Origin of the sequence: Pseudomonas sp. 1912-s (assembly GCF_029269205.1) — a bacterium.
GTDB lineage: Bacteria > Pseudomonadota > Gammaproteobacteria > Pseudomonadales > Pseudomonadaceae > Aquipseudomonas.
The window spans coordinates 223862-250242 of the sequence record NZ_JARIXR010000008.1 but is presented as its reverse complement, the minus strand read 5'-3'; the positions used below and the strand labels follow the sequence as shown (position 1 = coordinate 250242).

The 26381-nt window shown below is 61.4% G+C and carries 29 protein-coding genes, 1 tRNA gene and 1 riboswitch; of the genes, 10 read left to right on the top strand and 20 right to left on the bottom strand.

All coding sequences use genetic code 11. The annotated features are described in order from the left end of the window. Nucleotides 1–39: 39 nt before the first annotated feature. Nucleotides 40–1371, top strand: a complete 1332-nt coding sequence (locus P3C29_RS13360; protein ID WP_010176627.1) for an MFS transporter — start codon at nt 40–42, stop codon at nt 1369–1371. Here the strand turns inward: P3C29_RS13360 and P3C29_RS13355 are convergent, their stop codons facing one another. Further along, the gene (locus P3C29_RS13355) at nt 1372–1860 is read right to left on the bottom strand and encodes a DMT family transporter (RefSeq protein ID WP_201121498.1); all 489 of its coding nucleotides are present in this window, start codon (nt 1858–1860) and stop codon (nt 1372–1374) included. It abuts the gene before it with no gap. Nucleotides 1861–1928: 68 nt separating this feature from the next. Between P3C29_RS13355 and P3C29_RS13350 the strand changes: the two genes are divergently transcribed. After that, nucleotides 1929–2846 carry a LysR family transcriptional regulator gene (locus P3C29_RS13350; RefSeq protein ID WP_275964689.1) on the top strand — a complete coding sequence of 306 codons (918 nt, stop codon included), beginning with the start codon at nt 1929–1931 and terminating at the stop codon, nt 2844–2846. 6 nt (nt 2847–2852) lie between these two features. Here P3C29_RS13350 and P3C29_RS13345 read toward each other — a convergent pair whose 3' ends face one another. Together P3C29_RS13345 and P3C29_RS13340 are read right to left on the bottom strand one after the other, a co-directional pair. Continuing rightward, nucleotides 2853–3137, bottom strand: a complete 285-nt coding sequence (locus P3C29_RS13345) for a type II toxin-antitoxin system RelE/ParE family toxin (protein ID WP_201121496.1) — start codon at nt 3135–3137, stop codon at nt 2853–2855. Then, nucleotides 3127–3366, bottom strand: coding sequence for a ribbon-helix-helix protein, CopG family (locus P3C29_RS13340; RefSeq protein WP_010176623.1), 240 nt, complete (start codon nt 3364–3366; stop codon nt 3127–3129). Before P3C29_RS13340 ends, P3C29_RS13345 begins: the two co-directional genes overlap by 11 nt. 209 nt (nt 3367–3575) lie before the next feature. On the opposite strand from P3C29_RS13340, the gene P3C29_RS13335 reads away from it, so the two are divergent. Further along, nucleotides 3576–4103, top strand: a complete 528-nt coding sequence (locus tag P3C29_RS13335; protein WP_003212082.1) for a DUF4142 domain-containing protein — start codon at nt 3576–3578, stop codon at nt 4101–4103. Between the two features lie 55 nt (nt 4104–4158). Here P3C29_RS13335 and P3C29_RS13330 read toward each other — a convergent pair whose 3' ends face one another. Then, nucleotides 4159–4572, bottom strand: a complete 414-nt coding sequence (locus P3C29_RS13330) for a low affinity iron permease family protein (RefSeq protein WP_201121495.1) — start codon at nt 4570–4572, stop codon at nt 4159–4161. Between the two features lie 203 nt (nt 4573–4775). Here P3C29_RS13330 and P3C29_RS13325 point away from each other — a divergent pair, with 203 nt between their 5' ends. Continuing rightward, on the top strand, nt 4776–5534 hold the full coding sequence (locus P3C29_RS13325) for a GNAT family N-acetyltransferase (RefSeq protein WP_342215019.1): 759 nt from the start codon (nt 4776–4778) through the stop codon (nt 5532–5534). On the opposite strand, the gene P3C29_RS13320 is transcribed toward P3C29_RS13325, so the two are convergent. The 4 genes from P3C29_RS13320 to P3C29_RS13305 form a co-directional block, all read right to left on the bottom strand. Continuing rightward, nucleotides 5535–6035 carry a methylated-DNA--[protein]-cysteine S-methyltransferase gene (locus P3C29_RS13320; protein ID WP_275964688.1) on the bottom strand — a complete coding sequence of 167 codons (501 nt, stop codon included), beginning with the start codon at nt 6033–6035 and terminating at the stop codon, nt 5535–5537. It lies immediately after the preceding gene. A gap of 130 nt (nt 6036–6165) precedes the next feature. After that, nucleotides 6166–6576 (bottom strand): type II toxin-antitoxin system HicB family antitoxin, encoded by a 411-nt coding sequence (locus P3C29_RS13315; RefSeq protein ID WP_010176619.1) that lies wholly within the window; start codon nt 6574–6576, stop codon nt 6166–6168. 23 nt (nt 6577–6599) lie between these two features. Then, nucleotides 6600–6782: a type II toxin-antitoxin system HicA family toxin gene (locus P3C29_RS13310; RefSeq protein WP_248486783.1), complete on the bottom strand. Its 183-nt coding sequence runs from the start codon at nt 6780–6782 to the stop codon at nt 6600–6602. 170 nt (nt 6783–6952) lie between these two features. Beyond that, complete coding sequence (locus P3C29_RS13305; RefSeq protein ID WP_201121491.1) at nt 6953–7861, bottom strand: LysR family transcriptional regulator; 909 nt, start codon at nt 7859–7861, stop codon at nt 6953–6955. A gap of 95 nt (nt 7862–7956) precedes the next feature. On the opposite strand from P3C29_RS13305, the gene P3C29_RS13300 reads away from it, so the two are divergent. Continuing rightward, nucleotides 7957–9120 (top strand): MFS transporter, encoded by a 1164-nt coding sequence (locus P3C29_RS13300; protein ID WP_275964687.1) that lies wholly within the window; start codon nt 7957–7959, stop codon nt 9118–9120. After that, a complete protein-coding gene (locus P3C29_RS13295; protein WP_275964686.1) occupies nt 9117–10310 on the top strand; it encodes an MFS transporter in 1194 nt (397 codons plus the stop codon). The genes P3C29_RS13300 and P3C29_RS13295 overlap by 4 nt, the downstream gene beginning before the upstream one ends. A gap of 110 nt (nt 10311–10420) precedes the next feature. Here the strand turns inward: P3C29_RS13295 and P3C29_RS13290 are convergent, their stop codons facing one another. After that, nucleotides 10421–11233 carry a helix-turn-helix transcriptional regulator gene (locus P3C29_RS13290; RefSeq protein WP_275964685.1) on the bottom strand — a complete coding sequence of 271 codons (813 nt, stop codon included), beginning with the start codon at nt 11231–11233 and terminating at the stop codon, nt 10421–10423. A 95-nt stretch (nt 11234–11328) separates the two neighbouring features. Between P3C29_RS13290 and P3C29_RS13285 the strand changes: the two genes are divergently transcribed. Further along, on the top strand, nt 11329–12225 hold the full coding sequence (locus P3C29_RS13285; RefSeq protein WP_201121487.1) for an SDR family oxidoreductase: 897 nt from the start codon (nt 11329–11331) through the stop codon (nt 12223–12225). A gap of 317 nt (nt 12226–12542) precedes the next feature. After that, nucleotides 12543–12782 (top strand): DUF6124 family protein, encoded by a 240-nt coding sequence (locus P3C29_RS13280; RefSeq protein WP_201121486.1) that lies wholly within the window; start codon nt 12543–12545, stop codon nt 12780–12782. A 64-nt stretch (nt 12783–12846) separates the two neighbouring features. On the opposite strand, the gene P3C29_RS13275 is transcribed toward P3C29_RS13280, so the two are convergent. Next, nucleotides 12847–13773 carry a LysR family transcriptional regulator gene (locus P3C29_RS13275; RefSeq protein ID WP_275964684.1) on the bottom strand — a complete coding sequence of 309 codons (927 nt, stop codon included), beginning with the start codon at nt 13771–13773 and terminating at the stop codon, nt 12847–12849. A gap of 127 nt (nt 13774–13900) precedes the next feature. On the opposite strand from P3C29_RS13275, the gene lysA reads away from it, so the two are divergent. Next, nucleotides 13901–15139 carry a diaminopimelate decarboxylase gene (lysA, locus tag P3C29_RS13270; RefSeq protein ID WP_275964683.1) on the top strand — a complete coding sequence of 413 codons (1239 nt, stop codon included), beginning with the start codon at nt 13901–13903 and terminating at the stop codon, nt 15137–15139. 89 nt (nt 15140–15228) lie between these two features. Here lysA and P3C29_RS13265 read toward each other — a convergent pair. From P3C29_RS13265 to P3C29_RS13220, 10 genes are all read right to left on the bottom strand, one after another. After that, nucleotides 15229–15302 (bottom strand) — tRNA-Gly (locus P3C29_RS13265). Between the two features lie 137 nt (nt 15303–15439). Next, nucleotides 15440–16324 (bottom strand): alpha/beta hydrolase, encoded by an 885-nt coding sequence (locus P3C29_RS13260; protein WP_010176610.1) that lies wholly within the window; start codon nt 16322–16324, stop codon nt 15440–15442. Nucleotides 16325–16629: 305 nt separating this feature from the next. After that, on the bottom strand, nt 16630–17322 hold the full coding sequence (locus P3C29_RS13255) for a pseudouridine synthase (protein WP_275964682.1): 693 nt from the start codon (nt 17320–17322) through the stop codon (nt 16630–16632). Beyond that, on the bottom strand, nt 17322–17534 hold the full coding sequence (locus tag P3C29_RS13250) for a cysteine-rich CWC family protein (protein ID WP_275964681.1): 213 nt from the start codon (nt 17532–17534) through the stop codon (nt 17322–17324). Before P3C29_RS13250 ends, P3C29_RS13255 begins: the two co-directional genes overlap by 1 nt. A gap of 73 nt (nt 17535–17607) precedes the next feature. After that, nucleotides 17608–21228: an urea carboxylase gene (gene uca / locus P3C29_RS13245; protein WP_275964680.1), complete on the bottom strand. Its 3621-nt coding sequence runs from the start codon at nt 21226–21228 to the stop codon at nt 17608–17610. Between the two features lie 305 nt (nt 21229–21533). Further along, nucleotides 21534–22166: an urea amidolyase associated protein UAAP2 gene (locus P3C29_RS13240; protein ID WP_275964679.1), complete on the bottom strand. Its 633-nt coding sequence runs from the start codon at nt 22164–22166 to the stop codon at nt 21534–21536. A 9-nt stretch (nt 22167–22175) separates the two neighbouring features. After that, nucleotides 22176–22901, bottom strand: coding sequence for an urea amidolyase associated protein UAAP1 (locus P3C29_RS13235; RefSeq protein ID WP_275964678.1), 726 nt, complete (start codon nt 22899–22901; stop codon nt 22176–22178). Continuing rightward, complete coding sequence (locus tag P3C29_RS13230; protein WP_010176604.1) at nt 22898–23662, bottom strand: ABC transporter ATP-binding protein; 765 nt, start codon at nt 23660–23662, stop codon at nt 22898–22900. The genes P3C29_RS13235 and P3C29_RS13230 overlap by 4 nt, the downstream gene beginning before the upstream one ends. Further along, on the bottom strand, nt 23659–24474 hold the full coding sequence (locus P3C29_RS13225; protein WP_010176603.1) for an ABC transporter permease: 816 nt from the start codon (nt 24472–24474) through the stop codon (nt 23659–23661). Before P3C29_RS13225 ends, P3C29_RS13230 begins: the two co-directional genes overlap by 4 nt. Nucleotides 24475–24486: 12 nt before the next feature. Then, nucleotides 24487–25554 (bottom strand): putative urea ABC transporter substrate-binding protein, encoded by a 1068-nt coding sequence (locus tag P3C29_RS13220; RefSeq protein WP_010176602.1) that lies wholly within the window; start codon nt 25552–25554, stop codon nt 24487–24489. A 61-nt stretch (nt 25555–25615) separates the two neighbouring features. Beyond that, a riboswitch (guanidine-I (ykkC/yxkD leader) is annotated at nt 25616–25716 on the bottom strand. 302 nt (nt 25717–26018) lie between these two features. Between P3C29_RS13220 and P3C29_RS13215 the strand changes: the two genes are divergently transcribed. Beyond that, nucleotides 26019–26375, top strand: a complete 357-nt coding sequence (locus tag P3C29_RS13215; protein ID WP_201121480.1) for a hypothetical protein — start codon at nt 26019–26021, stop codon at nt 26373–26375. Nucleotides 26376–26381: the final 6 nt, after the last annotated feature.

The following is a 26381-nucleotide window of genomic DNA, read 5'->3' as shown; positions in this document are numbered from 1 at the left end:
ACAATCGGACGCCTGCGAGCAGTCCGCTGGAGAGAAACAATGAGCCTTAATACGTTGGAGGCCGGCGTGCGCCCGGCCGCTGAACACGATGCCGAAAAAGCCCTGGTCAGCAAGGTCGCCTGGCGCCTGATGCCGCTGATCATGGTCTGCTATCTGTTCGCCTTTTTTGACCGCATCAACATCAGCTTCGCCAAGTTCCAGCTGCAGACCGACCTGAGCCTGAGCGACACCGCCTACGGCCTCGGCGCCGGGCTGTTTGTGGTCGGCTATGTGATCTTCGAAGTGCCGAGCAACATGATGCTGTACAAGGTCGGCGCCCGCCGCTGGATTGCCCGCATCATGATGTCGTGGGGGCTGGCGACGGCGGCCATGGTCTTCGTCACGGCCGAATGGCAGTTCTACGGGCTGCGTTTCATCATCGGTGCGATGGAGGCGGGGTTCGCGCCGGGCGTGTTGTATTACCTGACGCTGTGGTTCCCGCAGCACTACCGTGGGCGCATCACCTCGATGCTGTTCCTGGCGTCGGCGTTTGCCGGGCTGGTGGGGGCGCCGTTCTCCGGGCTGGTGCTGGAACACCTCGACGGCGTGCTGCAAATGCGCGGCTGGCACTGGTTGTTTTTGCTCGGCGGTTTGCCTTGCGTGGGCCTGGGGTTCCTGGTGCTCAAGTTGCTCAAGGACCGCATCGAGGACGCCCACTGGCTGACCCCGTCGGAGAAGACCTTGCTGGCCAGCCGCATTGCCGTGCATGAACCCCACAAGAGCGGCGGGTCGCTGCTGGCGGCACTGCGTATCCCCGGCTTCCTGATGCTCGGCTTTATCTACTTCCTGATCCAGGTGGCGTCCTACGGCCTGAACTTCTGGGCGCCACAACTGATCCGCAGCGCCGGCACCCAGAGCCCGGTGATGATCGGCCTGCTGACGGCGATTCCCTACGTCTGCGGGGCGATCAGCATGGTGGTGATCGGGCGCTTGTCCGACGCCACCGGCGAGCGCCGCAAGTTTGTCAGCGGCCTGGTGGCGCTGGGGGCGGTGGGGTTCTTCTGTGCGGGGATCTTTGCCGACCACACCACCTTCCTGATCGTCGCCCTGAGCCTGCTGGGCGCCGGGATCATTGCCTCGATTCCGACCTTCTGGACCTTGCCGCCGAAGTTGTTGGCCGGTGCCGGGGCGGGCGCGGCGGGCGGGATTGCGGTGATCAACACCCTGGGCCAGTTCGGCGGCATCGTCAGCCCGGTGATGGTCGGCCGGATCAAGGACCTGACCGGCAGCACTACGCCGGCACTGTATGTCATCGGCGTGTGTGCGCTGCTGGCAGCGGCGCTGTTGCTGTGGGGCTTGCCGCAAAAGCTGCGCACCCTCGACAAGCGCTGATCAGCCCGCAGTCACCAGCGACCGGGTGGGTGTGGTGCTGAATTGAATCAGTGCCACACCACCGATCAACATCAACGCCCCGACCAACCGGGGCGCGGTCAATTGGCGCTCCACCAGCCCGAACAGGCCGAAGTGGTCGAGCATCAACGAGGCGACGATTTGCCCGGCCATCGCCAGGGCGATAAACCCTGAAGCGCCGAGCTTGGGCATCAGGATCAACGCCAGCGAAATAAAGCACACCCCGAACGCACCGCCGCTCCACATCCACAGCGGCGCCCTTGTGATAAACCCAAGGTTGGGCAGCGGCAGGCGCAGGGCCAGGATCACCGGCAGCAACACGATGATGCTCACCAGCAGCGAGGCGAGGGTGGCCCATAACGGATGGCCCAGGCCGCGCCCCAGGTTGGCGTTGATCGCACTTTGAAACGGCACCACCGCCCCGGCGAACGCTGCCAACAGCAACAAACCCACCCAATGCAACGTTGTCATGATCAATCTCCCAGAGGTTTTGCTGGACTCTAAGTCATTCGTCGCGCAAATTTAAATTCCAAGTTCTTATGCAGAACATGCAGCTGATGAATGATCTTCGACGCATCGACCTTAACCTGCTGGTGATCCTCGACGCCTTGCTCAGCGAGCAGCACGTAACCCGCGCCGCCGAGCGCCTGCACTTGAGCCAGCCGGCGGTGAGCCACGCCCTGGCGCGGTTGCGGGATTTGCTTGGGGACCCGCTGTTGGTGCGCCAAGGCAGCGCGTTGGTGCCCACCGCTCGCGCGCTGGAACTGGCCATGCCGCTGGCGGAAGCGCTGGCCCAGGTGCAGGCGTTGCTGGCGCCCAATCGCTTTGATCCAGCCTCGGCCAAACGCACCTTTCGGGTGGCCATGTCGGACTACAGCGCGGCGATTTTTTTGCCGGGGCTGGTCCGTACCTTGCGCCGGGAAGCGCCGGGGATTGATCTGCAGATTATCCAGGCCAGTCGCGAAGGCATGCTCGATGGGGTGCTCAATGGTGATATCGACCTGGCCGCCGGGGTGTTTCCCGACATGCCGGCCGAACTGCGCAGCACGCCGCTATTTGACGAGCATTACGTGTGCCTGGTGGATCGTGACAGCCTGCCGAAAAGCGGCGTGCTCGACCTGCCTACTTACCTGGCGCGGCCCCACGTATTGCTGGAAATGCGCGGCAGCGGCACGCCGGAAATCGAACGGGCGCTGACGGCGATTCGTGAACGCCGGCACGTGGCTATCAGCTTGCCCCACTGGGGTGTTGCGCCGCAGTTGATCCAGGGCACCGACCTGATCCTTACCGTGTCGTCGCGCGGGCTGCTCAACATTGATCACGAGCAACTGTTGGCCGTGCCACCACCGTTTCACATTCCATCGTTTGCGTTTGTACTGGCGTGGCATTCGCGGCGGGGCGGGGACCCGGCGTTGCAGTGGTTGAATGGGCAGGTGCAGGTTGTGGTACAGGGTTGATCGGCGTTACCAATGGTTCGGTGGTTGGCGCCGTGTGTGAAATATTCGAAGAACCTGTAACCGTCCCTCGCGAATACGATAGGGCACGAGATAGGGCCAGCGCGGCATCACCCATTCACGTGTACCAGGAACGCGTCCTTCTCGCCCCATTGCCGGAAACTCCGCAACGTGCTCAAGCCCTGTCCGGACGGCCAGAACAAACTCATAAGCTGCTTTGGGGTTTTCCTCGGCGATGTAAGCCGCTTCGTCATCAAGATTTTTGAGTGCCGTCTTTAGCCACTCAACGCGCATTGGTACGCCATTTGTTTGCCACTGCGTCTACTTCGGCGGCGGTTGCAAAATCACCCGCATCGGCTTCTTTCAACGCCTTTTGGATTTCTTCGATTTGCCATGCTTCACGCGTCAGGTATTCGCGTAGTGCGTCGACGGCGAGGAACGATTTGCTGCGCCCGGTGGCCTTGGCGAGACTGGCGAGTGTTTCGGAGATGTCTTCAGGTAGGCGTAATGACATTACCGACATAAGTGCCTCGATGTAGTGATGTGTAATACAACATACTACATTGTCACCGTTGCATCGTTGTGTCCCGTTCGTCAGGACTGCACCTCGGTAAGGCCATACGACCGTTCGTCGCACTAACAAGTTTTTTCTAAACCTTTGCCGCCCTGAAAATTCAGATTCAGGGCGGGGTTCGTTTCCCTGCACCTGTTTATTACCTGGAGGAACCCATCATGAGCCGCATGGCTATCCGGTTACGCACCGCCAGTTTCGCGATGCTGCTGGGCCTCGGCGCCAGCAATGCTTTCGCCCAGTCGCCTGCCGATTTCATTGAGCAGGCTTCGGCCAAGGGCATGGCCGATATCGAGACCAGCCGCATGGCACACGCCAAGACTTCGTCCCAGGAGATCAAGGACTACACCATCGAAGTCATCAATGAACGCACCCTGGCCAATCAGCACTTGGCCGCCATCGCCAAGAAGCTCGATCTGCCGGTAGCCCCTCGGGACAAGATCGTCGACAAGGCCGAATCGCTGATGCCTGAGCTCAAGGATGGCGACTCTTTTGACGCCGCCTATACCGCCCAGCAGATCAAGGCCAATGAAGACGCGATCGCCTTGTTCAAGCAGGAAGGCGCCGAGTCCGATATCCCGGAAATAAAGGCCCTGGTGGACGAGACCCTGCCGAAGTTGGAAGAGCGCCTGGAGAAAGCCCGCGCGCTGGCCTCGACTTATGGGAAAGGTCATCAAGGCGACGGTTGATCACCTGGCGTACCCCATGAAAAACGGCGACTGGATCACTCCAGTCGCCGTTTTTTTATGCCTGGTTCAGGTCGGTTTTGGGCTGTTCACCTTCAGTCGTCAGCGTGGTGACGGTGATGGTTTCGCTGTCGCCCATGGTCTTGTATTCCTTGCGCAATTTCTCAAGCTGCTTGCGATCAAGGCCATCCAGGCTCAGCACGGCATTTTGCGCATCCTTGGTGGCGCGCAGCAGTTCGTCGATCTTGATATGCAAAATGTCGTTGTCGCGGTTCTGTGTGTTCTGGATCAGGAACACCATCAGGAAAGTGATGATGGTGGTCGAGGTGTTGATGATCAGTTGCCAGGTGTCGTTGTAGTGGAAGTACGGGCCACTCAAACTCCACAGAATGATCAATCCCACGGCCGCATAGAACGTGCGGGCACTGCCTGCCCAGCGGGACAGGGACTGTGAGATGGCGGAGAATTTCATGACCGTTTTCCTTTAAAGGTGGGTGATGAAAATACTGACCGCAGGCGCGCTCTGAAATTTCTTTTTACATTTGGGCGGCTGAACAAAGTTGTACGTTTTTTGGGTGAGCTTTTCGGAGGGATCCTACGGTGTGCTGAAGCGGCGAGGGGAAGACTGGGTTTTTGCCCGGACGAGCTTCCATGCACTCCACTGCAGCCAGCACCTTGGCCACGCTCTATCACCAGACCGAAGCGCATTTTTTTGCGGCAGTTTGTCCTTTGCATCGTCGTTATAGCGCGGGTGTAAATGCCTATTTTATCGATGCAGATCAGGTCCCATGGAACCTGTTATTTATCCGGGTGAGCAGCGTCGCGCAGGACGACGCCATGCTGGAGCCCCTGGACTTGATCCGTCGCACCACGATGGGCATACGTGTGGCGATTCATGACGACAGGGTCGAAGGCCTTCAGCCCGTGCTGACGGATTCAGGTTTTGTTGCGCTTGAAAGGTCCACGGCGATGGTCCTTGAATTGTCGAGGTTTACCCCACTGCCGGCAGACAGCCACGTGCAGATCAACCTGACCCGGCACTTGGGAGACTGGGCCGGGCCGGTGGGCAACGCCTTCGGGCTATCGGAGGGTGGCATTGCCAACTATCAGGCTCAGCATCAGCGGGCCCTGGACAGCGATCAGGCCTTTTACCACTTCACACTCTCAGTCAACACTGTTGTGGTGTGTTCGTTGACGTTGTCGATGTGTGAGGGGGAGGCCAGGCTCAACGACCTCGGCACTGAGAGTGCGGCGCGCGGTAAAGGCTACGCCACGCACTTGATTCACGCTGCACTGGTGCACGCCCAGGCCTTGGGCGCCAGGCGCTGCTTTCTTGAGGCCACGCCGGCGGGTGTCTCGCTTTATCGAAAGTTGGGGTTCGAAAGGTTGTTCGGGTACCAGGCTTTCGTGCGCGGCCCTGTTGTTCAGGCGTGATTAGAGGGCGACTTTTGCTGCATCGCCATCCTCCAGCGCCAACAGGTACTGCTTGGCCTCAAGCCCGCCGGCGAACCCGGTCAACCCGCCTGACGCACCAATCACCCGATGGCACGGCGCGACAATCGAAATCGGGTTGCGCCCGTTGGCCGCGCCGACCGCACGTACGGCCTTGGGGTTGCCGATCTGTGCGGCGATCTGGCTGTAGCTGCGGGTTTCTCCGAACGGGATGGTCAGCAGCGCCTGCCAGACCTTCTTCTGGAACTCGGTGCCGGCAAAGTCCAGTTCCAGCTCGAAACGGTTGCGGGTACCGGCGAAGTACTCCTTCAACTGCCGCTCGGTTTCCTGCAACACCGGGCTGTTGTTGACCTCTTGCAGGGCGCCGAGCCGAACACGGTTGGGGCGCTCTTTTTCCCAGAGGATGGCGGTGAGTTTTCCGGCACGGGCCACGAGGGTCAGTTGGCCGACGGGAGAGGGCATGAGGGTGTATTCACAGGACATGGTCGGGCTCCTTGAGGGTGTATGGCGCTACTGTAAATGCGCCGGTCCATGGGGGAACTACGTTTCTTGCGGTGGAATTCACACCGTGAGTAGACGTTCCAGTAGGCACCCGTAGCGGGTCTATGTGCTGTTACCGATCCTGTTGCAACACTTTCAGCGCTGCTGAGGCAAGAAACCCCGAACGGCTTTTTTCTTCCGGGTGATGCAGTACATATTCATCAATACGGTTCAGCAGGTAGCCAGGCAGCGTGATGTTGAGTTTCTGCGCCTTGCCCAGGTACTTGGTGACATCAATGTCCACCACCGCCCAGGTGCAGCCGGCGTACTGCGGATTAGCTGCATGGAGCGTGACTTTCTGCGCAGCAGGAATGGGCGCACCGTCTTCTGCGAGGATCTCGAAATGGCCTTCGATCGCTTCGCGGGCCATGGCCATGGCGTCGTCCAGGTCCTCTCCGGCGGAGAAGCAACCGGGAATGTCCGGGACTTCCACACCCCAGGCGTGGTCCTCGTCACCGGTTGAAATTGCGATTGGGTACAGCATGTCTGTTGTCCTCCACGGACGTGTTAGCTGAGCAGAGCCTGTTTCAAAATGCTCTTTGCGGTCTTGTCCAAAAGGTCCTTTTTAGGATGGGGAATTGTCACCAGCCCCGGCTTGGTCGGGTGTTTGAAAGGGTGATGGCTGCCTCTGATTCGCACCAGATACCAGCCGTCCGCGACGATATGACCTATCAAATATCGGCTGTCCACATCACCTCCTTGTGGTGTGTGTTGGTGGTGGCTATAACCACTGAAAATAATTTATCAACACTCTACCTACCAGCGGTCGTTGACCGATGTTTCGGCAGGCGATGTATGCAGTGTATGAGGGCGCGGGAACGCTGCCGGACGGAGGTATTGCGAGGTTTTCGGCTGGATGTTCAGAGTTGCGGGCGAGCCTGCAACAACTCATCAATCACAGTCAGGAATGCCGTGACCATCAAGCTGCGCCCATCAGTACGCGTAAGCACAAGCAACTGCGCATACGCATCCAGATCCACCAACGGCCGATAGGTCACGCCCTTGTTCATCAAACTCTGGGTGCACGCCGGCACCAGCGCCACACCTTGCCCCGCCGCCACCAGTGCAATGATCGATGTGATTTGCCGCCCCGATGGCCCGGCACGCAATGGCAACCCATTACGCCGGTAAAGCTGCTCAATGGATTGGTTAAGCCCCGAGCCGTAATCGGCGGGGAACAGAATCAGTGGGTACGCACTCAACTGCGCCAGGCTGACCTCGGGCTGGCTGGCCAGCGGGCTGTCGCTGGACACCGCCGCCACCAGCCGCTCTTCACCCAACGACAACGCCCGCACCTCTGTCTGCCCGTCCTGGGGCAGCAAGCGACTCAGGCCGATATCCAGGCGGCCATCAGCCACCTGCGCGCCGAGGCTGCCGGAGGCGCACTCCACCAGCGTCAATTGCACATCGGGAAAGCGTTGGGCGAAGGCTTGAATCGCCTGGCTGAACAAATCCGACAGGGCGATCGAACTGACGTAACCCAGCGCCAGCTGCCCGGCGGCACCTGCGGCAAGTTTGCCGGCGATGACTTCGGCGAGGTCGACCTGCTCCAACACTGCACGGGCGTAGGGCAGGAACGAACGACCCTGGGCGGTGAGCGAAACCGTGCGACTGGTGCGGTCGAACAGGCGAAACCCCAGTTCGGCCTCCAGCGCGGAAATCTGCCGGGTTAACGGCGGCTGGGCCAGGTGCAGGCGCAGGGCGGCGCGGCCGAAGTGCAATTCTTCGGCGACGGTCAGAAAGTAGCGCAGCTTGCGTAGGTCGAGCATCCTGGCCCCAGGGTATTGATCGGTCCGAAATCGGTATTGGTCTCGGGTGTGCGGGTCATTCTATAAAGGCCTCTGATAATAAAACGAGAGGTTTCATGAAACCGCGCCTGCATTGTGCCCGTCTTGCCCTGTTCCTGTGTGGCTGCGCGGCGTTCCTCAACCTCTACGCCACCCAGAGCATTTTGCAGACCTTCGCCACCAGCTTTCAGGTGAGCGCCAGGGCGGCGGGCTGGAGCATTACCGTTACCACCTTGGCGGTGGCGCTGACCGCACCCTTTGTCAGCCGCCTGACCGGGCGTTTTGAGCAGCGCACGGTGATCTCGGTGGCCGCGCTGTTGCTGGCCGTGCCGGCGCTGATGACCGCCTATGCCACCAGCTTTGCCGAACTGCTGGTGTGGCGCTTTATCGAAGGCATGCTGATTCCCGTGGTGTTTGCCACCAGCGTGGCCTGCATCGGTGATCGCTGGCGTGGCGGCACCGTGACCGAAGTCACCAGCCTCTACGTGGCCGGCACCGTGCTCGGTGGTTTTGCCGGACGCTTCGTCACCGGCGTGATGACCGAGTACGTCGGCTGGCGTGAAGCCTTTGAGCTGTTGGCGGTGCTGAGCCTGATGGTGGGCGGGTTTATCCAGTTTTTGCTGCCGGACAATCCTCCCCGTGTGGCGCGACCTTCAACCACCTGGAGCGATGTGCTCGGCACTCCGTTGTTGGCTGCCTATGCCGTAGGATTTTGCGTACTGTTCTCCCAAGTGGCGACGTTTACCTACGCCGGCCTGTACCTCAGCCAAGCGCCCTTTGACCTTGGCCCGGCGGCGCTAGGCACCATTTACATGGTGTTCCTGCTGGCTTTGGTAGTGATCCCCGTCGCCGGCCGCCTGAGCAAATCCCGCCCGCAATCCGAACTGCTGACCGCCGCCGCGGCGCTTGGTGTATGCGGTTCGGCACTGACCTTATTGCCATCCCTGTGGTGCATCGTGCTGGGCCTGGCCCTCAGCTCCACCGGTGTATTCCTTGCCCAGGCCGCTGCCAGCGCCTTCACCACCGCCACCGCCCGCCACAACAAAGCCGGTGCCGTAGGCCTGTACCTCACCTGCTATTACCTGGGCGGCAGCTTCGGTGCCATCGTCCCGGCGCTGATTTGGGGGCGTTGGGGTTGGGTGGGCTGTGTGGCGCTGATCATTGGTTTCCAGCTACTGTCGCTGCTGATCGCCCTGGCGGGCTGGAAGCCCCTCCAACCTGAACTGAGCAAGACCTCATGAACGACGCCGTTGCCTTGCCCGTACCCGAAACTTCCGCCCGTCGCCGCTCGTTGATCGCAGGCTGCAGCGCCCACGCGATTCACGATGGCCTGACCGATGTGATCTACGTGCTGCTGCCGATCTGGCAAGCGCAGTTCGGCATGACCTACGCCCAGATCGGCCTGCTGCGCGGTGCCTATTCCGGGATGATGGCGGTGTTCCAGCTGATGGCCAGCCGCGCCGCCAAACGCTGGGGGCGCACGCCGATGCTGGTGGGCGGGACCGCGCTTGCCGGTGTTGCCTACCTGTTGGTGGGGCAGGCGACCGGGTTGGGCATGTTGTTACTGGCGCTGCTGTTGGGCGGGCTGGGCGCAAGTACTCAGCATCCGCTGGCGTCCTCAATGATCACCGACACCTATGAGGGCGGTGGTGGGGTCAAGGAGGCGCTGTCTCAATACAACTTCTCCGGGGACATCGGCAAAACCCTGGTTCCCGGGCTGGTGGGGCTGTTGCTGACGGTCATCAGCTGGCGTGCGAGCGTTACGCTTTTGGGCCTGCTGGGGTTGGCCGCGGCGGGGTGGCTGTGGTGGCTGATCCCCACGCAGGCAGCGGCGTCCACTTCCGGGAAAAACGCCAAGACACTGGTAGGAAGCGGCTCCGTCAGCGGCCTGCGTGCACTGATCGTCACGGGCACGCTCGACAGTGCGGTGCGCATGGGGTTTCTCACGTTTTTGCCCTTTCTGCTGCAAGCCAAAGGCGCCGGCACTGCGGGAATCGGGCTGGCGCTGACCATGCTGTTTATCGGTGGCGCCTTCGGCAAATTGCTCTGCGGCTACCTCGGCGCACGCATCGGCATGATGAAAACCGTGTGGCTTACGGAGACCAGCACGGCGCTGTTGATCGTCGCGGCGGTGTACCTGCCGTTGACCGGTTTGATGGTGATGTTGCCGGTGTTGGGGCTCGCGTTGAACGGCACGTCTTCGGTGCTGTACGGCGCGGTGCCGGACCTGGCGGGCGCAGGGAAACGGGAACAGGCGTTTGCCGTGTTCTACACCGGCACCATCGGTGGTGGCGCGCTGGCGCCGGTGCTGTTTGGCGGGCTGGGGGACTCGATGGGCGTACCGGTGGCGGTGATGGTGTTGGCGGGGATGTTGTTGCTGACCTTGCCGTTGGCGTGGGTGGTGCAGCGGGGAATGGTGCTCGAGAGATAGCCGTCTTTTCGGATGGTGAATTCAGTTCCTTGTGGGAGCTGTCGAGCTTTAGCGAGGCTGCGATGGGGTCCGCACTGCAACCATTGATGCCAGCTGACCCAACCGAAAACCTATCTCATCAGCGATGCGATCCGCTGCGCATCCTCCGGCGTCGCCGGGTTGTACACCACCATATTCAGGTCCTTGCGCCCATCGACCGCAAACACCGAATACTCAAATTCAATCGGCCCCAACACCGAATGGCGTATCCGCTTGACGCCATCACCATGGGCGCCCTGAACGTCGTTCTCGCTCCACATCGCTTTAAACTCAGGACTACGCCGACACAGTTCATCGACCATCGGCTGCACCTGCTCAGCGGCGCCTGAGCGCGCCGTATCAATCCGGAAGGCGCCCAACACAAACCGCGCCACGCTTTCCCAATCGTATTGGGCCGCGCGGGAATTGGGATCCAGGAACATGAAGCGCAGGATATTTCGCTGTTCCGGCGCCTGGGATCCGTAGTCCATCAACATCACCGTCGCCGCCTGGTTCCAGGCCACCACATCCCACGTCGCCGTACGCAGGATCGCGGCGCTGGGGTTCAAGGCATCCAGCACCCGTTGCAGGCGTGGCGTCACCGTTTCGTTCTGCTGATAGCGCACTTCGGGTGGGCGTCCGAAGGCCAGCAGGAACAGATGCTCGCGTTCGATATCGGTCAACATCAGCGCATGGGCGATCCGTTCCAGCACTTCCACCGACGGCGCGCCGCCACGGCCCTGTTCGAGCCAGGTGTACCAGGTGGGGCTGATGTTCGCGCGTTGGGCCACCTCTTCGCGGCGCAAACCTGGCGTACGCCGTCGTGCCGATGAGAAGCCGAACGCCGCCGGATCGAGCCGTGTGCGACGGTCTTTCAGATAGCTGCCCAGCGGGTTTTCGCTCATAGCCTGTTAGCCTCTATACCCTGATAAATTCACTACTTTACCCGTATAGGGCAAGCGCACAGATTAGTCTCTGAATACACACGGAGATACGGTTCATGCGCATATTTATCACGGGTGCCAGCGGATTTATCGGGTCGGCTGTCGTCAAGGAGCTGATCTCGGCGGGCCATGAAGTACTGGGGTTGTGCCGCTCGGATGACAAGGTGGCAGCGCTGGAGGCGGCCGGTGCCCAGGTGCACCGTGGGTCGCTTGAGGACCTTGAAAGCCTAAAGGCCGGGGCCGCCCAAGCGGACGGCGTGATTCACCTGGCGTTCAATCATGACTTCTCGACATTCGTCGCGAACTGCGAGGATGACCGCCGGGTTATCCAGGCGCTGGGAGAGGCACTTGCCGGGTCGGATCGACCGCTGATCATCACCTCCGGCGTCGGGATCGCGAGCACCGTGCCGGGCCAGTTGGCGACGGAGGATGGCGCGGTGGTGACCTCCGCGCAGATTCCCCGTGCAGCGTCGGAAGAAGCGGCTAACGCTGTAGCCGCGACGGGTGTGAATGTATCGGTAATGCGTTTGCCTCAAGTACACGACACCTTCAGGCAGGGGCTGGTCAGCCCGGTGATCGAGTTGTATCGCGAGAAGGGCGTTTGCGCTTACATCGCCGACGGGAAAAACCGTTGGCCGGCGGCACATATTCTGGATGTGGCGCGGCTCTACAGGCTGGCGATTGAAAAGGCTGAGCCGGGCGCGAGGTATCACGCGGTGGCGGAGGAGGGTGTGTCGCAGCGGGAGATAGCCGAGGTGTTGGGGACGCGGCTAGGGTTGCCGGTTAAATCCATTGCTGCTGGAGAGGCTCAAGGTTTTTTTGGGTGGTTGTCGATGTTTACCGCTCACGATATGCCAGCGTCCAGCGCGATTACGCGCGCGACGTTGGGATGGGAACCGGTGGGACCGGGGCTACTGGTGGATCTTGCGCAGTTGGAGGGAATTGAAGGCTGAAGCGCGGAATAGTCTGAATATTTGAATCTTGCTCCATTGCCTACACAACCATCAGAATCGTCCCGGTTGTACGCCTTGGTTGACCTCTTTAAGGTTCGTCAGCCGCTGCCCATCAGCGGTCGGGTTTAGTAGCCCTGTGAAGTTTTGGCGTACTGCTGTCCAATCGATCAGGCATCTCATTGCCTGTGTTTAATGGTAGCTGTGCGCAGGGCGTCTTCGGGCGCGCCGGTTCTGAAACTTCCCGGTCTACTAACCTGCGTACAGCTGCCACCCTATTTATGTAGTGCTGGGTGGTGGTCCTTCTTGAGGATCAACAGATGTGTACTGACTCGTATAACTCACCCATAAAAATATTCAGCGTACGTCCCGAAATCGGCACCGATGCATTGCTCGCCAACGCCTACGAAACCATTGCCGGCGCTGGCGCCATGACCAACGAATTTGCAGATAACCTGCCAGACGAGCATCGCTGTCTGGCCTTGGCGATTCAGCAAACCATTGAGTTGGGCCTGATGCTGGTGGAGGCGGCACAAGACCGCGTGGACTCAGTCGCCTAGGCATTCTGTAACAGGCTTGCCTTCCCAGGCCGCCCATACCAAGGGGAAGGAAGCCAAATGTCTGTTAGCTGGAACGTTCCCGCCTCAAATCCAAACGGTCTGCGAGACTCGCCGCCTCTTCAATCAGCGCGTCACAGAACGCGTCGACGAAGAGAGAGGACGGTCGATAATCGGGCCTGATCAACATGACCCGATACGGAATCGATACGCTGATCGGCCGAATGGCCAGCCCGTCACCGGCCTCCGCCAGCGCAGTCAACGGGTTGATAATCGCCACGCCAAGCTGTTGCCTGACCATGGCGCACACCGACGCAGCGTTGGTTGTTTCAACCACAATATGCCTGTCGACGCCCGCCCGGCGGAAGAGCTCATCGAGGGTTTGACGATAGATATCCAGGCCCGACAGGTTGATGAAATGGACCCCCTGAAAGTCTTCCAGTGTCAGCAACGGTTTAGCCAACAAAGGATCACCGTCCGGCAGTACGCACACCATGTCGGAACAAAAAAGCAGTTTCCCCTGTGTGCCCTGAGGCGCATGTTCGCCTTCGGTCAATCCGAGGTCGTAACGCTGGGCGCTGAGTGATTCTTCCAGCAGGGGCGTTTCCTGTGCCGCAATGCTCAAGGCTATGCCGACATGCTGCTGCTGAAAGCGCTTAAAGACCTTGGGCAAAAGCGTCTGAGAAAACAGCGGAAGACACGTGACGCTCAGTTGGCCATGTTCAAAGCGACGAATTGACTGTGCGACGCTGTTGATTCGTTCCAGGCCGATGTAGGAGCGCTCGACCTCTTCGAACAGCATGATCGCCTGGGCCGTCGGTACCAGCCGCCCTCCTGTGCGATCAAAGAGTCGCAAACCAGAAAGCTTTTCCAGTCGCGCCAGCTCCCGGCTGACCGTCGGTTGGGAAGTAAATAGCAACTGCGCCGCTCCCGTGACGCTGCCGGCCTGCATGATGGCCCGGAATACCTCGATCTGCCGTATGGAGACTTCCATCCCTGACCTCTACCCAATTAACCAAGTCCATATCAAAACTGAATCGCACGGCAAATAATAGGTATTTTATTGAATGCAAAGCGCCGGGCATGCTGGTTTCTCTCCCTATTTCAGAAAGAAAAACGCCATGCCCAACACCTCCGTTTTCCAGTCATTGGTCAAGTCTGCAAGACAGCACGGTACCCCGCTCTGGTGTTATGAGGCCGAGACCATCAGGTCTCGCATCAATCAATTGCAGGGTTTTGATGGGGTTCGATACGCGCAGAAAGCCTGCTCCAACCTGCATATTCTTCGGTTGATTCGCGAACAAGGCGTACGAATCGATGCGGTGTCGCTGGGGGAAATCGAGCGGGCACTGCTGGCTGGATTCAGCCCTGGCGGTGACCCGGCCGGCATTGTTTTTACCTGTGATCTGTTCGATGAAGCGACATTGCACCGTGTCGTGGAACTGCAAGTGGAAGTGAACACCGGCTCGATTGATATGCTGCGCCAACTGGGTCAGCGGTCGCCCGGCCACCGCGTTTGGCTGCGGATCAATCCGGGGTTTGGTCACGGTCACAGCCGCAAGACCAACACCGGTGGCGAAAACAGCAAGCACGGAATCTGGCACGAGCAGGTCCAGGACGCGCTCAACGTGATCCGGCAATTCGGCCTGATGCTGGTGGGCGTGCACATGCATATCGGGTCCGGTGTGGACTACGGACACCTTGAGCAAGTGGGCTGTGCGATGGTCTCGGTGGTGAAGGCACTGGACCACGATATCGAGGCATTTTCCATCGGCGGGGGGCTTGCCACGCCTTATCGTGCGGAAGATGAACCGGTGGATATCCAGCGTTATGCGAGCACCTGGCGCCAGGCCAAACAGGAGATTGAAACCTGGCTCGGTCATCCGGTGCGTATGGAAATTGAGCCGGGCCGCTTCCTGGTCGCGGAGTCGGGCTATCTGGTCACCGAAGTTCGGGCGGTAAAAAAAGTGGGTAGCAGGAACTTCATTCTGGTGGATGCCGGCTTCAATGACCTGATGCGGCCTGCGCTCTATGGTGCCTATCACCACATGACTTTACTGGATGCCCACGGTGTGCCGGTCAACCGCCCGGAGCACCTGTGCGCAGTGGGCGGCCCGTTGTGCGAGGCCGGTGATATTTTCACCCAGGATGAACAGGGCATCACGCCGCGCATGTTGCCGCAAGCGCAGGTTGGCGATTGGTTGGTGATTCACGACACCGGGGCTTATGGCGCCGCCATGTCATCCAATTACAACAGCCGCCCGCTGTTGCCGGAGGTACTGATCGAGCAAGGGCACGCCAAATTGATTCGACGCCCGCAACCGCTGTCGGACTTGCTGGCCTTGGAATTGGGGCTTTAACGCCACCCATAAAAAAACCGGCCACCAAGAGCCGGTTTTTTTACACATCCCCCGTCAACAACCAGCCTGACGCAGGACCTAAATCTGAGTGGAGCGGGTAGAGGGAATCGAACCCTCATCTAAAGCTTGGGAAGCTTTCGTTCTACCACTAAACTATACCCGCTCAGAGCGGCTGACTTTGTACCAGATGTGCTCGCGGATTTGAAGTTTTTCTTCGAAAATTCTGTGTTTTACGTGCCAACGGTCGGTCGTGGGCAGGTGGATCCCCTGGGAAATCCAGCCCGCCCACAACCCCGCCGCTCATACGGCAAATGCATGCTGTGGCTGCGACGCGTGGTACCGCAACCGGCTCGGTTGCTGCTCCGGCCTCAAAAAGCCCATCAACGCCTCCCGGCTATCCCGGCACGCCGCCTTGTGCTCCATGTCCAAAAAGTGCCCGGTCGCTTGAATCGTCCCAAAGCTGCTTTTCGCAATATGTTGCCCAAATAACTTGGCATCCTGGGCGCTGGTGTACTCGTCCCATTCGCCGTTCAAGAACAGCACCGGAATCTCAATCTGCTTCGCCGCCTTGAGGTAGCACAGCCGGTCGCTGTTCAGCACGTGGCTGATGTGAAAGTGCATCTGCCCATACTCATGCTCGGCCAGGCTGCTCACGTGTTTGTAGTTGTAGCGCTTGAACAGCGACGGCAGGTGTTTGCCGATGGTGCTGTTGACCAGGTGGCCCACGCGGTCGCGGTCGAGGTTGCCGAGGTAGTCGACACCGCGCTCCAAATAGTCGCGCATCGGGGTGTTGATCACCGGGGAGAACGAGCTGATCACGGCCTTTTCCACACGGCGGGGGCGGTGGGAGAGGGCGACAAGGGTCGCGGCGCCACCCCAGGAAAAGGACAGCACGTGTTCGGCGGCGAAGTGGTCAATGAGTTCCAGAAGGATCTGGCCCTCGACTTCTTTCGTCAGCATCTGCTCGTGGCGGTTGTGGATTTTTGAGCGACCGGCGTAGGGCTGGTCGTACAAAACCACGTTGAACGTCGGGTGCAGGCTTTTCACGGTCTGGGCGAAAGACGCGGTGGTGGCCATTGAGCCGTTGACCAGGATGATGGTCTTGGCGGCTGCGTCCGCGCGATAGAACTCCGTGTAAACCCGATACTGACCCTGTATATCCAGCACAGCGATTTCTGGCCTCATGTCATAAGACTCCTGGCAAGCGGGTAATGCGCGCAGATCACTCTGCACGAGCTTTGTGACAGGTAGGCATACGCCTGGAAGTGAGGGCCCATGTCGGTCCGGTACTGGCAGGCCGACGGGTGTTGTTATGGCGGGCAATTTGCCGTGAGAGGCCCGCAGATCAAGGGTGCGGACGGGCAAAGTGTTTCTTGTAGGTAGGGGTGACTCGCCAGTCAGATTGCGGCTGGCTGGGTTGATTCAAGCATCAGGGATGCCAGTTCGCCAGTCACAGGCGTGGTTTTTTGCCATCATCGGCTGAACGGTCATCAGACCTGTTGGATTTCAGCGTCCGTCAGCGCCCGGTACTGCCCTGGCGCCAGGGCCGAGTCCAATTCCAGCGGGCCCATGCGCTCGCGGTGCAGGCGCATCACTTTGTTGTCGAAGTGCCCGAACATGCGCTTCACCTGGTGATAACGCCCTTCAATGATGCTAAGGCGCGCCGTTCTGGGGCCCAATAGCGCCAGTTCCGCCGGTTGGGTGGTGAGGTCTTCGAAGGCGAAGTACAGGCCGGCGGCGAAGGTGGCTGCGTATTCCGGGCCTATAGCCTGCTCGGTCTCGACGCAGTAGACCTTGGGCAATTTGGTTTGCGGCTGGGTCAGGCGCCGCGACCACTGGCCGTCGTTGGTGATCAGCAGCAGGCCGGTGGTGTTGAAATCCAGACGACCGGCGATGTGCAGCTCGTGCTTGTCCGGTTCATCCAGCAGGTCGAGCACGGTGGGGTGTTGCGGGTCTGAGGTGGCGCTCACGCAGCCCTGGGGTTTGTGCAGCATGAAGTAGCGTGCAGGTTTGCCGGCTTGCAGCACTTGATCATCCAGTAACACGCGGCTGAACTCGCTGACCGGGTGATGCGGGTCGCTCACGAATTGGCCGTCGACGGTAATCCGCCGCTCCACCAGCAACAGGCGAACCTGTTTGCGGTTGAAACGGGGCAGGTTGCTGAGGAAACGGTCGACACGCATTACGTGGGCTCGGCCCCGCGCAGTTGCTCGTCCACCCGGGCGCAGCGCGGACACAGGCAGGCCTTGTTGCGCAGCTCCGGCGCCAAGGCTTCGAGCACCGCAGGGTCGATGCTCACGGAGTAACACCAGCACGCCTGGTCGGCGGTGCGCGGGTCGGCCAGGGCGCAGTCGTTGCGGGCGCCGCAGGCGGGGCAGAGGGTTGGCGTGGTCATCGGTCGGTTCAGGCTGTATCGGACAAGGTCCCGGTGAAACCCGGTGTGCCTTGCACGATACAGCCCCGCCGCGTTATTGCAAATCACGCTCCAGCACAACCACCCGTTGGCCTGCGGCAATGCCGCTGCCCGGTTGCACGGGAATTTCGCGCACGGTGCCGGCGAACGGCGCGAGTACCGGGATTTCCATTTTCATCGACTCCAGGATCACCAGCACATCGCCCGCCGCGACGGGTTCGCCGACGGCCACCTGAACCTGCCAGAGATTGCCGGCGATGTGGCTGTCGATGCTGTATTCGTTGGCCTGCAATGGCGTGTCTTCGCCCAGTGGCGCGGCGAGTTCCTCGCTGTCGAAATGCGCCTGGCCGCTGGCGATCCAGCGCTCGCGTTCGGCGTTGAATGCGCGTTGCTGTTGGCCGCGAAACTCGCCGATGCTCTCGGCCTCCCGGGTAAGAAAAGCCTGGTAGTCCGTCAGGTTGAGTTGGCTGTGTTCGATGCTCATTTCAAATCGCCCCAGGGGGAAATCCCGGCGAATCTGCACCAGCTCATCAGCGCTCACCGGGTAGAAACGGATCTGGTCGAAGAAGCGCAGCAACCACGGTTTGCCATCGAACGCTGCCACTTCCCGGTAGCGGTTCCACATCTGCAAGGTGCGCCCGACGAACTGATAACCGCCGGGGCCTTCCATGCCGTAGACGCACAGGTAGGCGCCGCCGATGCCCACGGAGTTTTCAGCGGTCCAGGTGCGCGCGGGGTTGTATTTGGTGGTGACCAGGCGGTGGCGCGGGTCCAGCGGCGTGGCCACCGGTGCGCCGAGGTAGACGTCGCCCAGGCCCATCACCAGGTAGCTGGCATCGAACACGGTGTGGCGCACTTCGTCGAGGTTGGCCAGGTCGTTGATGCGGCGGATGAACTCCAGGTTGCTCGGGCACCAGGGCGCGTCCTTGCGCACGGTGGTCATGTATTTTTCGATGGCCAGTTGGCAGGCCGGGTCGTCCCAGGAGAGTGGCAGGTGGACGATGCGCGAGGGCACTTGCAGGTTTTGGCTGGCGCAGACGGTGTGCCATTCGGTGGTGATCAACGCCAGGAGATCGGTGAGGGGCAGTTGTTCGGGCTGGTAGTGGATTTGCAGGGAGCGGATGCCGGGTGTCAGGTCGATGACGCCGTGCAGGGCGCGGGTTTCGAGGGCTTGCATCAGGGCGTGGGCACGGAAGCGCAGCACCAGGTCGAGTTCGGCGGCGCCGATTTCCAGGAGCAAGTGGGTGTCGCCGGCGAGGCGGGCGACGAGGCGGGTGTCCTGTGTGCCGATATCCAGAACCACAGGTGAACGGTAGGAGCCCGGCTTGCCGGCGATGGTATCAATGCGGTGTTCCGGATGTACCGAGGTGCCTGCATCGCGAGCAAGCTTGCTCCTACAGTGATCCCATTTCAGGGCAAGGTCGCGGGCGGTTGTTAGATCGACTGGGGTGAAGCGGATTTTGTCGCCCGCCTTGAGCTGGCCCAACTGCCACAAGTCCGCCTCGATCACCGTCACCGGGCACACAAACCCACCCAGGCTCGGGCCGTCGGGGCCGAGGATGACCGGCATGTCTCCGGTGAAATCCACCGCGCCAATCGCATAGGGATTGTCATGGATATTCGATGGGTGCAGTCCCGCCTCACCACCATCGGTACGCGCCCACAAAGGCTTGGGCCCGATCAGCCGCACGCCCGTGCGGCTGGAGTTGAAATGCACTTCCCACTGGGTGGCAAAGAATGTGTCGATGTACTCAGGCTTGAAGTATTCCGGCGCGCCGTGAGGGCCGTAGATCACCCGCAGTGTTCGCACGTCGGCCAGCGGCTCAGGCGTAAAGGTGTTGCCGCAACCGCCATCTTCCAATGGCCGTAAATGCAACACATCCCCCGCCCGCAAAGCCCGCCCGCCATGCCCACCAAACTGGCCCAGGGTGAAGGTACTTTTGCTGCCCAGATAATCCGGAACCTGCAACCCGCCGCGCACGCACAGGTAGCTGCGGGCACCGGCCCCGGCGATGGTGCCCAGGCTCAAGGTCGCGCCCGCCGGGATAAACAATGCGGTGTTCATCGGCACCACGTCATCATTCAACCGCAGCGCAATGTCCGCGCCGGTCACCGCCACCACCGCCGCACAATTGAAGCGCAACAAAGGCCCGCTCATGGTGATTTCCAGCGCGGCGGCACCCTCGGCATTTCCCAACAGGCGGTTGCCCAGGCGCAAGGCGCGGCTGTCCATCGGCCCCGACGGCGGCACGCCCACGGCCCAGTATCCAAGGCGCCCCGGATAATCCTGAACACTGGTTTGCGTCCCGGCGCTCAGTACCTCAAACGTATCGGCGCGGTACACCAAATCTTCCAGGCAGCGAGTCCATGGCTGGCCGCTGGCGAACGGTGCGGCCAGCAGAATCTGGCGCAGGTAATCCCGGTTGGTTTCCACGCCATACAACTGGCTGTTGCTCAATGCTTGATGCAGGTCGAGACGCGCCTGTTCGCGAGTCGGCGCCCAGGTGATGAGCTTGGCGATCATCGGATCGAAATAGGGCGGGATCTCGCAGCCGGCCTCGACCCAGGTGTCGATGCGCAGGCCTTCAGCGGCGGGGAAATCCACACAGGTCAACAAGCCCGGGCTCGGCTGAAAATCCCGGCCCGGGTCTTCGGCGTACAGGCGTGCCTGAATCGCGTGGCCGTGGGGCTTCAACGCCAGCTCCCGCAGCGGCGGCAATTCCCCGGCGGCCAACTGCACCATCCAGCGCACCAGGTCCACGCCCCACACCTGCTCGGTGACGCCATGCTCCACCTGCAACCGGGTGTTCACTTCCAGAAAATAGAAGCGGCCATCGGCGCTATCAAAGATAAATTCCACGGTGCCGGCACTGCGGTAATTCACCGCCTTGGCCAGGGTGATGGCGGCACGGCACAGCTCATCCGCCATGCCGTCGGGCAGGTTTGGCGCCGGGGTTTCTTCGAGGACTTTCTGGTTGCGCCGCTGCACCGAACAGTCGCGCACTCCGAGGGCGATCACCTCGCCACACCCATCACCAAACACCTGCACTTCCAGATGCCGGGCGTGCTGGATGTACTTCTCGATAAACACACCGGCGTCGCTGAAATTGTTCTGGCCCAGGCGTTTGACCGCCTCGAAACAGTCGCGCAATTCGTCGGCGCTGTGGCACACGCGCATGCCGATGCCGCCACCGCCAGCGGTGCTTTTAAGCATGATCGGATAGCCCACGCTTTCCCCGGCCAGCAACGCTGCGTCGAGGCTGTTGAGCAGCTCGGTGCCTTCCAGCAACGGGATGTTGTGCTGCTTGGCCAATGCACGGGCGGTGTGCTTGAGGCCGAACACGCGCAGCTGTTCCGGCGTCGGGCCGACGAAGGCGATGCCGGCTGTTTCGCAGGCTTCGGCGAACGCGGCGTTTTCCGAGAGAAAGCCGTAGCCCGGGTGAATCGCGGTGGCGCCACAGGCCTTGGCCGTGGCGAGGATTTTTTCTACCGATAGATACGTCCCGGCCGCCGCGCCTTCTCCCAGGCTGTAGGCCTCGTCGGCTTGCTGGATATGCAGGCTGGCCGCATCGGCTTCGGAATACACCCCCACGCCCTTGACCGAAAGCTCACGCAAGGTGCGCAGGATGCGGCAGGCGATGGCGCCACGGTTGGCGATCAACAGTTTTTCGAACATGGCAAAACCCCGCAGGCCGATGAGTGCTCGGCCTTGTCCTGGGATGCGGGCCGTCCCGCAAATGTGGATGGCGCTGCGGTCGTCCGGAGCGCAAATTTCAACACCAGTGGAGATCAACTGTGGGAGCCGGGCTTGCCCGCGATGGCGGTGGGTCAGTCACCCCATATGTTGGCTGATCCACCGCTATCGCAGGCAAGCCAGCTCCCACAGGTCATCTTCCACAGTTGATCTTCAGCGTTTTTGGAGGCACTGCCCGGCTCGGGCCTGGCACAGGGCGAACAACCACTGACGTAACCGCTTCATTTTCAGTTCCATACCAGTAACTCCGCAGGGGTAGGGTTGTAGCCGTTGCACGGGTTGTTCAGTTGCGGGCAGTTGGAGATCAGCACGATCACGTCCATCTCGGCCCGCAGGTCGACGTACTTGCCGGGGGCGGAAATACCGTCCTCGAACGTCAGCCCGCCATCGGCCGTCACCGGCACATTCATGAAGAAATTGATGTTCGGCCCGATGTCACTTTTGCCCAGGCGCCCATCGTGGGCGCAGGCCCGCAGGTAGTTGTCGCGGCAGCTGTGCATGTAGCGTTTTTCCAGGGCGTAGCGCACGGTGTTGCTCTCCTGGGCGCAGGCGCCGCCGAGGGTGTCGTGGCGCCCGCAGGTGTCGTCGATGAGGGTCAGCATCGGCTGGCCGAGGTTGGAATACAGCACGCTGCCAGTGCTCAGGTACACGCTGTTTTGCCGGCGCAACGTGCGCTGTACGTCGTAGCGTTCCTTGGGGTTTTTCAGGCTGTAGAACAGCGTGTCGACCGCCTGGTTGCCCTCAAGGTCGAGGATGCGCAGGGTCTGGCCGGCCTTCACTTCCATCAGCCAGGGTTCGCCGGCGGGAATGGTCGCGCGGTACACGGCCGCGTCCGGTTGTTTGGCGAGTGCGATAGACATGGCAGGTCCTCAGGCGAACAGACGGTCGGTGTTGATAAAGCCGCGCTCGTTTTCCGGGCGCGAGGTGCGGCAGTGTTCGGCGACGCTTTTGTCGGCGTTCATCCAGCTGAGTTTCAGCGGCTGCGGCGCGTATTCGGGGTTCGGGTCCATGGGATGCTGCAGGGCGGTGAGCACCACCAGCGTGTCCATCGGTGCGTAGAGTTCGATGTAGTCGCCGGCCTTGGAATGGCCGGCCACAAAGTGCAGGCCGCCGGCGTTATCCACCGTGACTTTGCTGAACAGGTTGAGGGTCATCAGCAGGTCGGACAGCCCCAGGCCCCACTTGCCCAATTCCACCAGCAGGTTGTCGGTGCCGTTGCGGTAGAAGCCGTTGCGCAGTTCTTGATAACGGCCCTTGCCATATTTTTCTGCGACCTCGGAGGCGCATAACACGCCGCCGATGCTATCGCTCCAGCCGCAGGTGTCGGCGGTGATGGCGGCCAGCACGCGGCCCATGTCCGAGTACAGGCAATGGCCGCTGGTGAGCTTGGCGGTGTGTTGGCATTTGAGGCTGTCGGGCAGGTTCAGGCGCTCGGTTTTTTCATTGGCATTGAGCAGGGTCAGGCTGACGTTGGCGCCGCCCCGAATGTCGGTGAGGCGCAGCAGTTGGCCGCGCTTGAGCACAAAGGAACGGTGGCCGCCGCCGGGGAGCATTTCCTCGGCGAAGGGTGGGAACAATTGAGTTGAGTCGTTCATTTGGACGTGGCTCCAAGTTCGGCGGCGATCGCCTTGCGGCGCTCGCTGTTCAAAGGGATGTCGTAGGTAATGCGGGCGCCGTAAGCGCCGGGGGCGTGCGGGTCGAGGCGCACCTTGTCGAACACCAGCAAGCGGGTGCCGAGGCTGAAGCCTTCGCTCAGGTCGTGGGTGACCATGAACACCGTCAGCCTGGTTTCGCGCCACAGCTCCAGCAAGAGCAGGTGCATGTCTTTGCGAATGCCCGGGTCGAGGGCGCCGAAGGGTTCGTCCAGCAGCAACACGCGGGGCTTCATGATCAGCGCCTGGGCGATGGCCAGCCGCTGTTGCATGCCGCCGGAGAGCTGTGCCGGGTACTTGTCCAGGGCGTGCCCCAAACCGACTTTATGCAGCAGGGCCGCGGCCTGTTCCCGTGCCTGTTTTTTTGCGCTGCCGAACAGGCGGCCGAGCAGCGGTGAGCGCGGCAGTTCGAGGCCCAGCGCAACGTTGTTCAGCACCGTCAGGTGCGGGAACACCGAGTAGCGCTGGAACACCACGCCACGGCTGGCGTCGGGTTCGGCGGCCAGGGGTTTACCGTCCAGCAGGATCTCGCCGTGGCTGGCGGTTTCCTGGCCCAGCAGCAGGCGCAGGAAGGTCGATTTGCCGCAACCGGAAGTGCCGACCAAGGTGCAGAACTCACCTTCGGCCACGTGCAGGTTCAGGCGCTCCAACACCACCTGGTCGCCATAGCGCTGCCACACATTGTTGACGCTGATAAAACTCATGCCCGCGCTCCTTCGTACCAGGGGAACGCGCGCCGGGTCAGGGCCTTGAGGCCCCAGTCCATCAGCCAGGCGAGCAGGGTGATCCACACCACGTAGGGCAGGATCACGTCCATCGCCAGGTAGCGGCGCACCAGGAAGATCCGGTAGCCCAAACCGTCGGTGGAGGCGATGGCTTCGGCTGCAATCAGGAACAGCCACGCCGAGCCCAGCATCAAGCGCAGGGAGATCAGCAAGCGCGGCAGCAACTGCGGCAGCACCACCCGCAGCATCAGGGTCCAGGTCGAGGCGCCGAGGGTCTGCGCTTTCACCAGCAACTCCACGGGAATTTCCCGTGCGCGCTGCTCCAGGTCCCGCGCCAGGGCCGGGGTGATGCCGATCACGATCAACATCACTTTCGACAATTCCCCCAGCCCGAACACGATGAACAGGATCGGCAGGATCGCCAGCGGCGGCACCATCGACAGCACCGTGAGCAATGGCGACAACGGCGCGCCGAACAGCGGCAAGGTGCCGGCAGCAATGCCCAGGCACAGGCCGGCGAGGGCGCTGATGCCCAGGCCAATCGCCAGGCGGCGCAGGCTGGAGGCGCTGTCTTGCCACAGCACGTATTCACCCGTGCGGCTGTCGGCGCTGAAGGCCAGGCGTTTCACCGCGTCGCCCATTTGTGCGGCGCTGGGCAGCAGCTTGTCGTTGGGGTTGTCTGCCAGGCGCTCGGCCGAGCCCACGAAGTAGGCGAACAGCAGCAGGGCGAAGGGCAGCAGCACCAACAGCAGGCGACTGGAGCGTTCCGGGTGACGGTTGATCAGGCGCATGGCCGGGTCCTCTTACAGCGTGCCGTCGGCGGCCATCTGCACGTAGCTGGGGTCGAAATGCAGCTTGAGGTTGGCGGTGTCGCCGCTGGTCACGCCGTTGGCGAAGCTCATGCCCACGGCGCTGGTGTCTTTGGCGCCTTCACCCAGCAGGCCATGCTGGAAGGAGAACTCGGCGACCTTGCGCATCGTGGCGGGCAACTGCGCGCTGGTGGCGAAGGCCAGGGCTTCCTTGGGCGTGGCGAACAGCTTGGTGGTGTCCAGTTGGGACTGGAAGCCCTTGAGGTCGGTGCCGGAGGCCTTGGCCATGTGTTCCAGGGCGTCGGTGCTGGCGGCGTTTTTCGCGTTCATCAGGGCGACCACTTCAAACCAGGCGCCGGTCAGTGCCTTGCCCAGCTTGGGGTTGTCTTTGAGGGTCTGGGTGTTGACCACCATCATGTCCATGATTTCGCCGGGCACTTTGCTGGAGTCGAACACTTCGGTGACGCCGGGCTTGGCCTTGATCTCCGAGAGCATCGGGTTCCAGGTGGTGACGGCCTTGACCTGGTCGGTGTTGAAGGCGGCGGCGATATCCGCGTCGGAAGTGTTGACCACTTTCAGGTCTTTTTCGGTGAGGTCGGCCGACTCCAGCGCGCGGGCCAGCAGGTAGTGGGACACGGAGAGTTCCACCAGGTTGACGTTCATGCCCTTGAGGTCGGCGACGGTCTTGCCTTCGCCCTTGATGACCACGCCATCGTTGCCGTTGGAGAAGTCGCTGACCACCAGCGCGGTGCTGTCCACACCACCGGCGGCGGGGATGGTCAGGGCGTCCATGTTGGTCATGGTGCAGCCGTCGAACTGGCCGGCGGTGTACTGGTTGATGGATTCGACGTAGTCATTGAGCTGCACCATGTCGATCTTGATGCCGTACTTCTTGGCCCACTTGTCGAGGATGCCTTGGCTGCCGGCGTACTCCCAGGGCATCCAGCCGGCATAAATCGTCCAGCACACGCTGAAATGGTCTTTGGGGGCGGCCTGGGCGGAAAGGCTCACCACGGCGGCGAAGGCGGCGGCGAGCAGGGCGGGTAAACGTATCGAGGGCATGGATGCTTCTCCAGTTGATCAAGGGCGGACAGGAGCAACGCGGCACCGTAAACGGTGGCTTGTCTCCCGGGCTTTTATCCCGCCGTGTAACCTCAACTGGAGGTCGCCGACTCTCGGACCAGCCACTCGCCTTAGCGAGCCGGAACCCTAGTCAGCCATTGCAAATTGTGGTGCCGCGAACCTGTGATGACTCCTGCACGGGAGAGGTAAAGCGAGAGTCGTGCCAAGTGGCACCGGCGCAGCAACGGCGCGGGTTGGCGCGAGGAGGAGGGCGCAGGGCGCGCAGAGTGTGCGTTGTGCTGGTGCGGGGTTGCACTGCAATGAGGCGACGAACAGATGTATCAATCTATGTCGAAATCGCACCAGATTCCGATTTTGATGTCAGATATTTCGTCAGGCAGTGAAAGCTGTTTGCCGCCCCCCAGCGTCGCTGGGTGTGCTCTTCCGCGGTCCAGGAGGCCGCCATGTATCGTCGACTGCTTCTCATCGCTTTGCTCGGCTTGACCCTTTCCGCGTGCGCGCCCTATTACGGTGGCGGCCAGGCCTACTACGGTACCGAGGTCTACACGGCGCCTGCGCCGGCGTATTACTACGGCGGCGGCCCTTACTACCATTACCGTCAGGGGTACTACCCGCCACCGCAGCGTTACTACCCTTCGCCACGGTATTACCAGCCCGCACCTCGCTACTACCCAGCCGGGCCGAGAGCCGGTTACCGGCCGTACCCCAACCAGGGTTGGGGCAGCCACTGGGGTAATGGCGGTGGCCGTGGCCAGGGCGGCGGCAATCAGGGCGGAGGCCGTGGAGGCGGGCACCGCTAGGGGCGT

Bases quoted from the DNA above. Each gene is read 5' to 3' on its own strand.
- P3C29_RS13320 (WP_275964688.1), bottom strand. From the start codon at position 6,035: ATGTCCTGTGAATACACCCTCATGCCCTCTCCCGTCGGCCAACTGACC.
- P3C29_RS13220 (WP_010176602.1), bottom strand. From the start codon at position 25,554: ATGCCCTCGATACGTTTACCCGCCCTGCTCGCCGCCGCCTTCGCCGCC.
- P3C29_RS13360 (WP_010176627.1), top strand. From the start codon at position 40: ATGAGCCTTAATACGTTGGAGGCCGGCGTGCGCCCGGCCGCTGAACAC.
- lysA (WP_275964683.1), top strand. From the start codon at position 13,901: ATGCCCAACACCTCCGTTTTCCAGTCATTGGTCAAGTCTGCAAGACAG.
- P3C29_RS13250 (WP_275964681.1), bottom strand. From the start codon at position 17,534: ATGACCACGCCAACCCTCTGCCCCGCCTGCGGCGCCCGCAACGACTGC.
- P3C29_RS13300 (WP_275964687.1), top strand. From the start codon at position 7,957: ATGAAACCGCGCCTGCATTGTGCCCGTCTTGCCCTGTTCCTGTGTGGC.
- P3C29_RS13335 (WP_003212082.1), top strand. From the start codon at position 3,576: ATGAGCCGCATGGCTATCCGGTTACGCACCGCCAGTTTCGCGATGCTG.
- P3C29_RS13315 (WP_010176619.1), bottom strand. From the start codon at position 6,576: ATGCTGTACCCAATCGCAATTTCAACCGGTGACGAGGACCACGCCTGG.
- P3C29_RS13330 (WP_201121495.1), bottom strand. From the start codon at position 4,572: ATGAAATTCTCCGCCATCTCACAGTCCCTGTCCCGCTGGGCAGGCAGT.
- uca (WP_275964680.1), bottom strand. From the start codon at position 21,228: ATGTTCGAAAAACTGTTGATCGCCAACCGTGGCGCCATCGCCTGCCGC.
- P3C29_RS13355 (WP_201121498.1), bottom strand. From the start codon at position 1,860: ATGACAACGTTGCATTGGGTGGGTTTGTTGCTGTTGGCAGCGTTCGCC.
- P3C29_RS13290 (WP_275964685.1), bottom strand. From the start codon at position 11,233: ATGAGCGAAAACCCGCTGGGCAGCTATCTGAAAGACCGTCGCACACGG.
- P3C29_RS13340 (WP_010176623.1), bottom strand. From the start codon at position 3,366: ATGTCGGTAATGTCATTACGCCTACCTGAAGACATCTCCGAAACACTC.
- P3C29_RS13230 (WP_010176604.1), bottom strand. From the start codon at position 23,662: ATGAGTTTTATCAGCGTCAACAATGTGTGGCAGCGCTATGGCGACCAG.
- P3C29_RS13225 (WP_010176603.1), bottom strand. From the start codon at position 24,474: ATGCGCCTGATCAACCGTCACCCGGAACGCTCCAGTCGCCTGCTGTTG.
- P3C29_RS13280 (WP_201121486.1), top strand. From the start codon at position 12,543: ATGTGTACTGACTCGTATAACTCACCCATAAAAATATTCAGCGTACGT.
- P3C29_RS13275 (WP_275964684.1), bottom strand. From the start codon at position 13,773: ATGGAAGTCTCCATACGGCAGATCGAGGTATTCCGGGCCATCATGCAG.
- P3C29_RS13295 (WP_275964686.1), top strand. From the start codon at position 9,117: ATGAACGACGCCGTTGCCTTGCCCGTACCCGAAACTTCCGCCCGTCGC.
- P3C29_RS13305 (WP_201121491.1), bottom strand. From the start codon at position 7,861: ATGCTCGACCTACGCAAGCTGCGCTACTTTCTGACCGTCGCCGAAGAA.
- P3C29_RS13215 (WP_201121480.1), top strand. From the start codon at position 26,019: ATGTATCGTCGACTGCTTCTCATCGCTTTGCTCGGCTTGACCCTTTCC.
- P3C29_RS13350 (WP_275964689.1), top strand. From the start codon at position 1,929: ATGCAGAACATGCAGCTGATGAATGATCTTCGACGCATCGACCTTAAC.
- P3C29_RS13235 (WP_275964678.1), bottom strand. From the start codon at position 22,901: ATGAACGACTCAACTCAATTGTTCCCACCCTTCGCCGAGGAAATGCTC.
- P3C29_RS13260 (WP_010176610.1), bottom strand. From the start codon at position 16,324: ATGAGGCCAGAAATCGCTGTGCTGGATATACAGGGTCAGTATCGGGTT.
- P3C29_RS13345 (WP_201121496.1), bottom strand. From the start codon at position 3,137: ATGCGCGTTGAGTGGCTAAAGACGGCACTCAAAAATCTTGATGACGAA.
- P3C29_RS13255 (WP_275964682.1), bottom strand. From the start codon at position 17,322: ATGCGTGTCGACCGTTTCCTCAGCAACCTGCCCCGTTTCAACCGCAAA.
- P3C29_RS13240 (WP_275964679.1), bottom strand. From the start codon at position 22,166: ATGTCTATCGCACTCGCCAAACAACCGGACGCGGCCGTGTACCGCGCG.
- P3C29_RS13285 (WP_201121487.1), top strand. From the start codon at position 11,329: ATGCGCATATTTATCACGGGTGCCAGCGGATTTATCGGGTCGGCTGTC.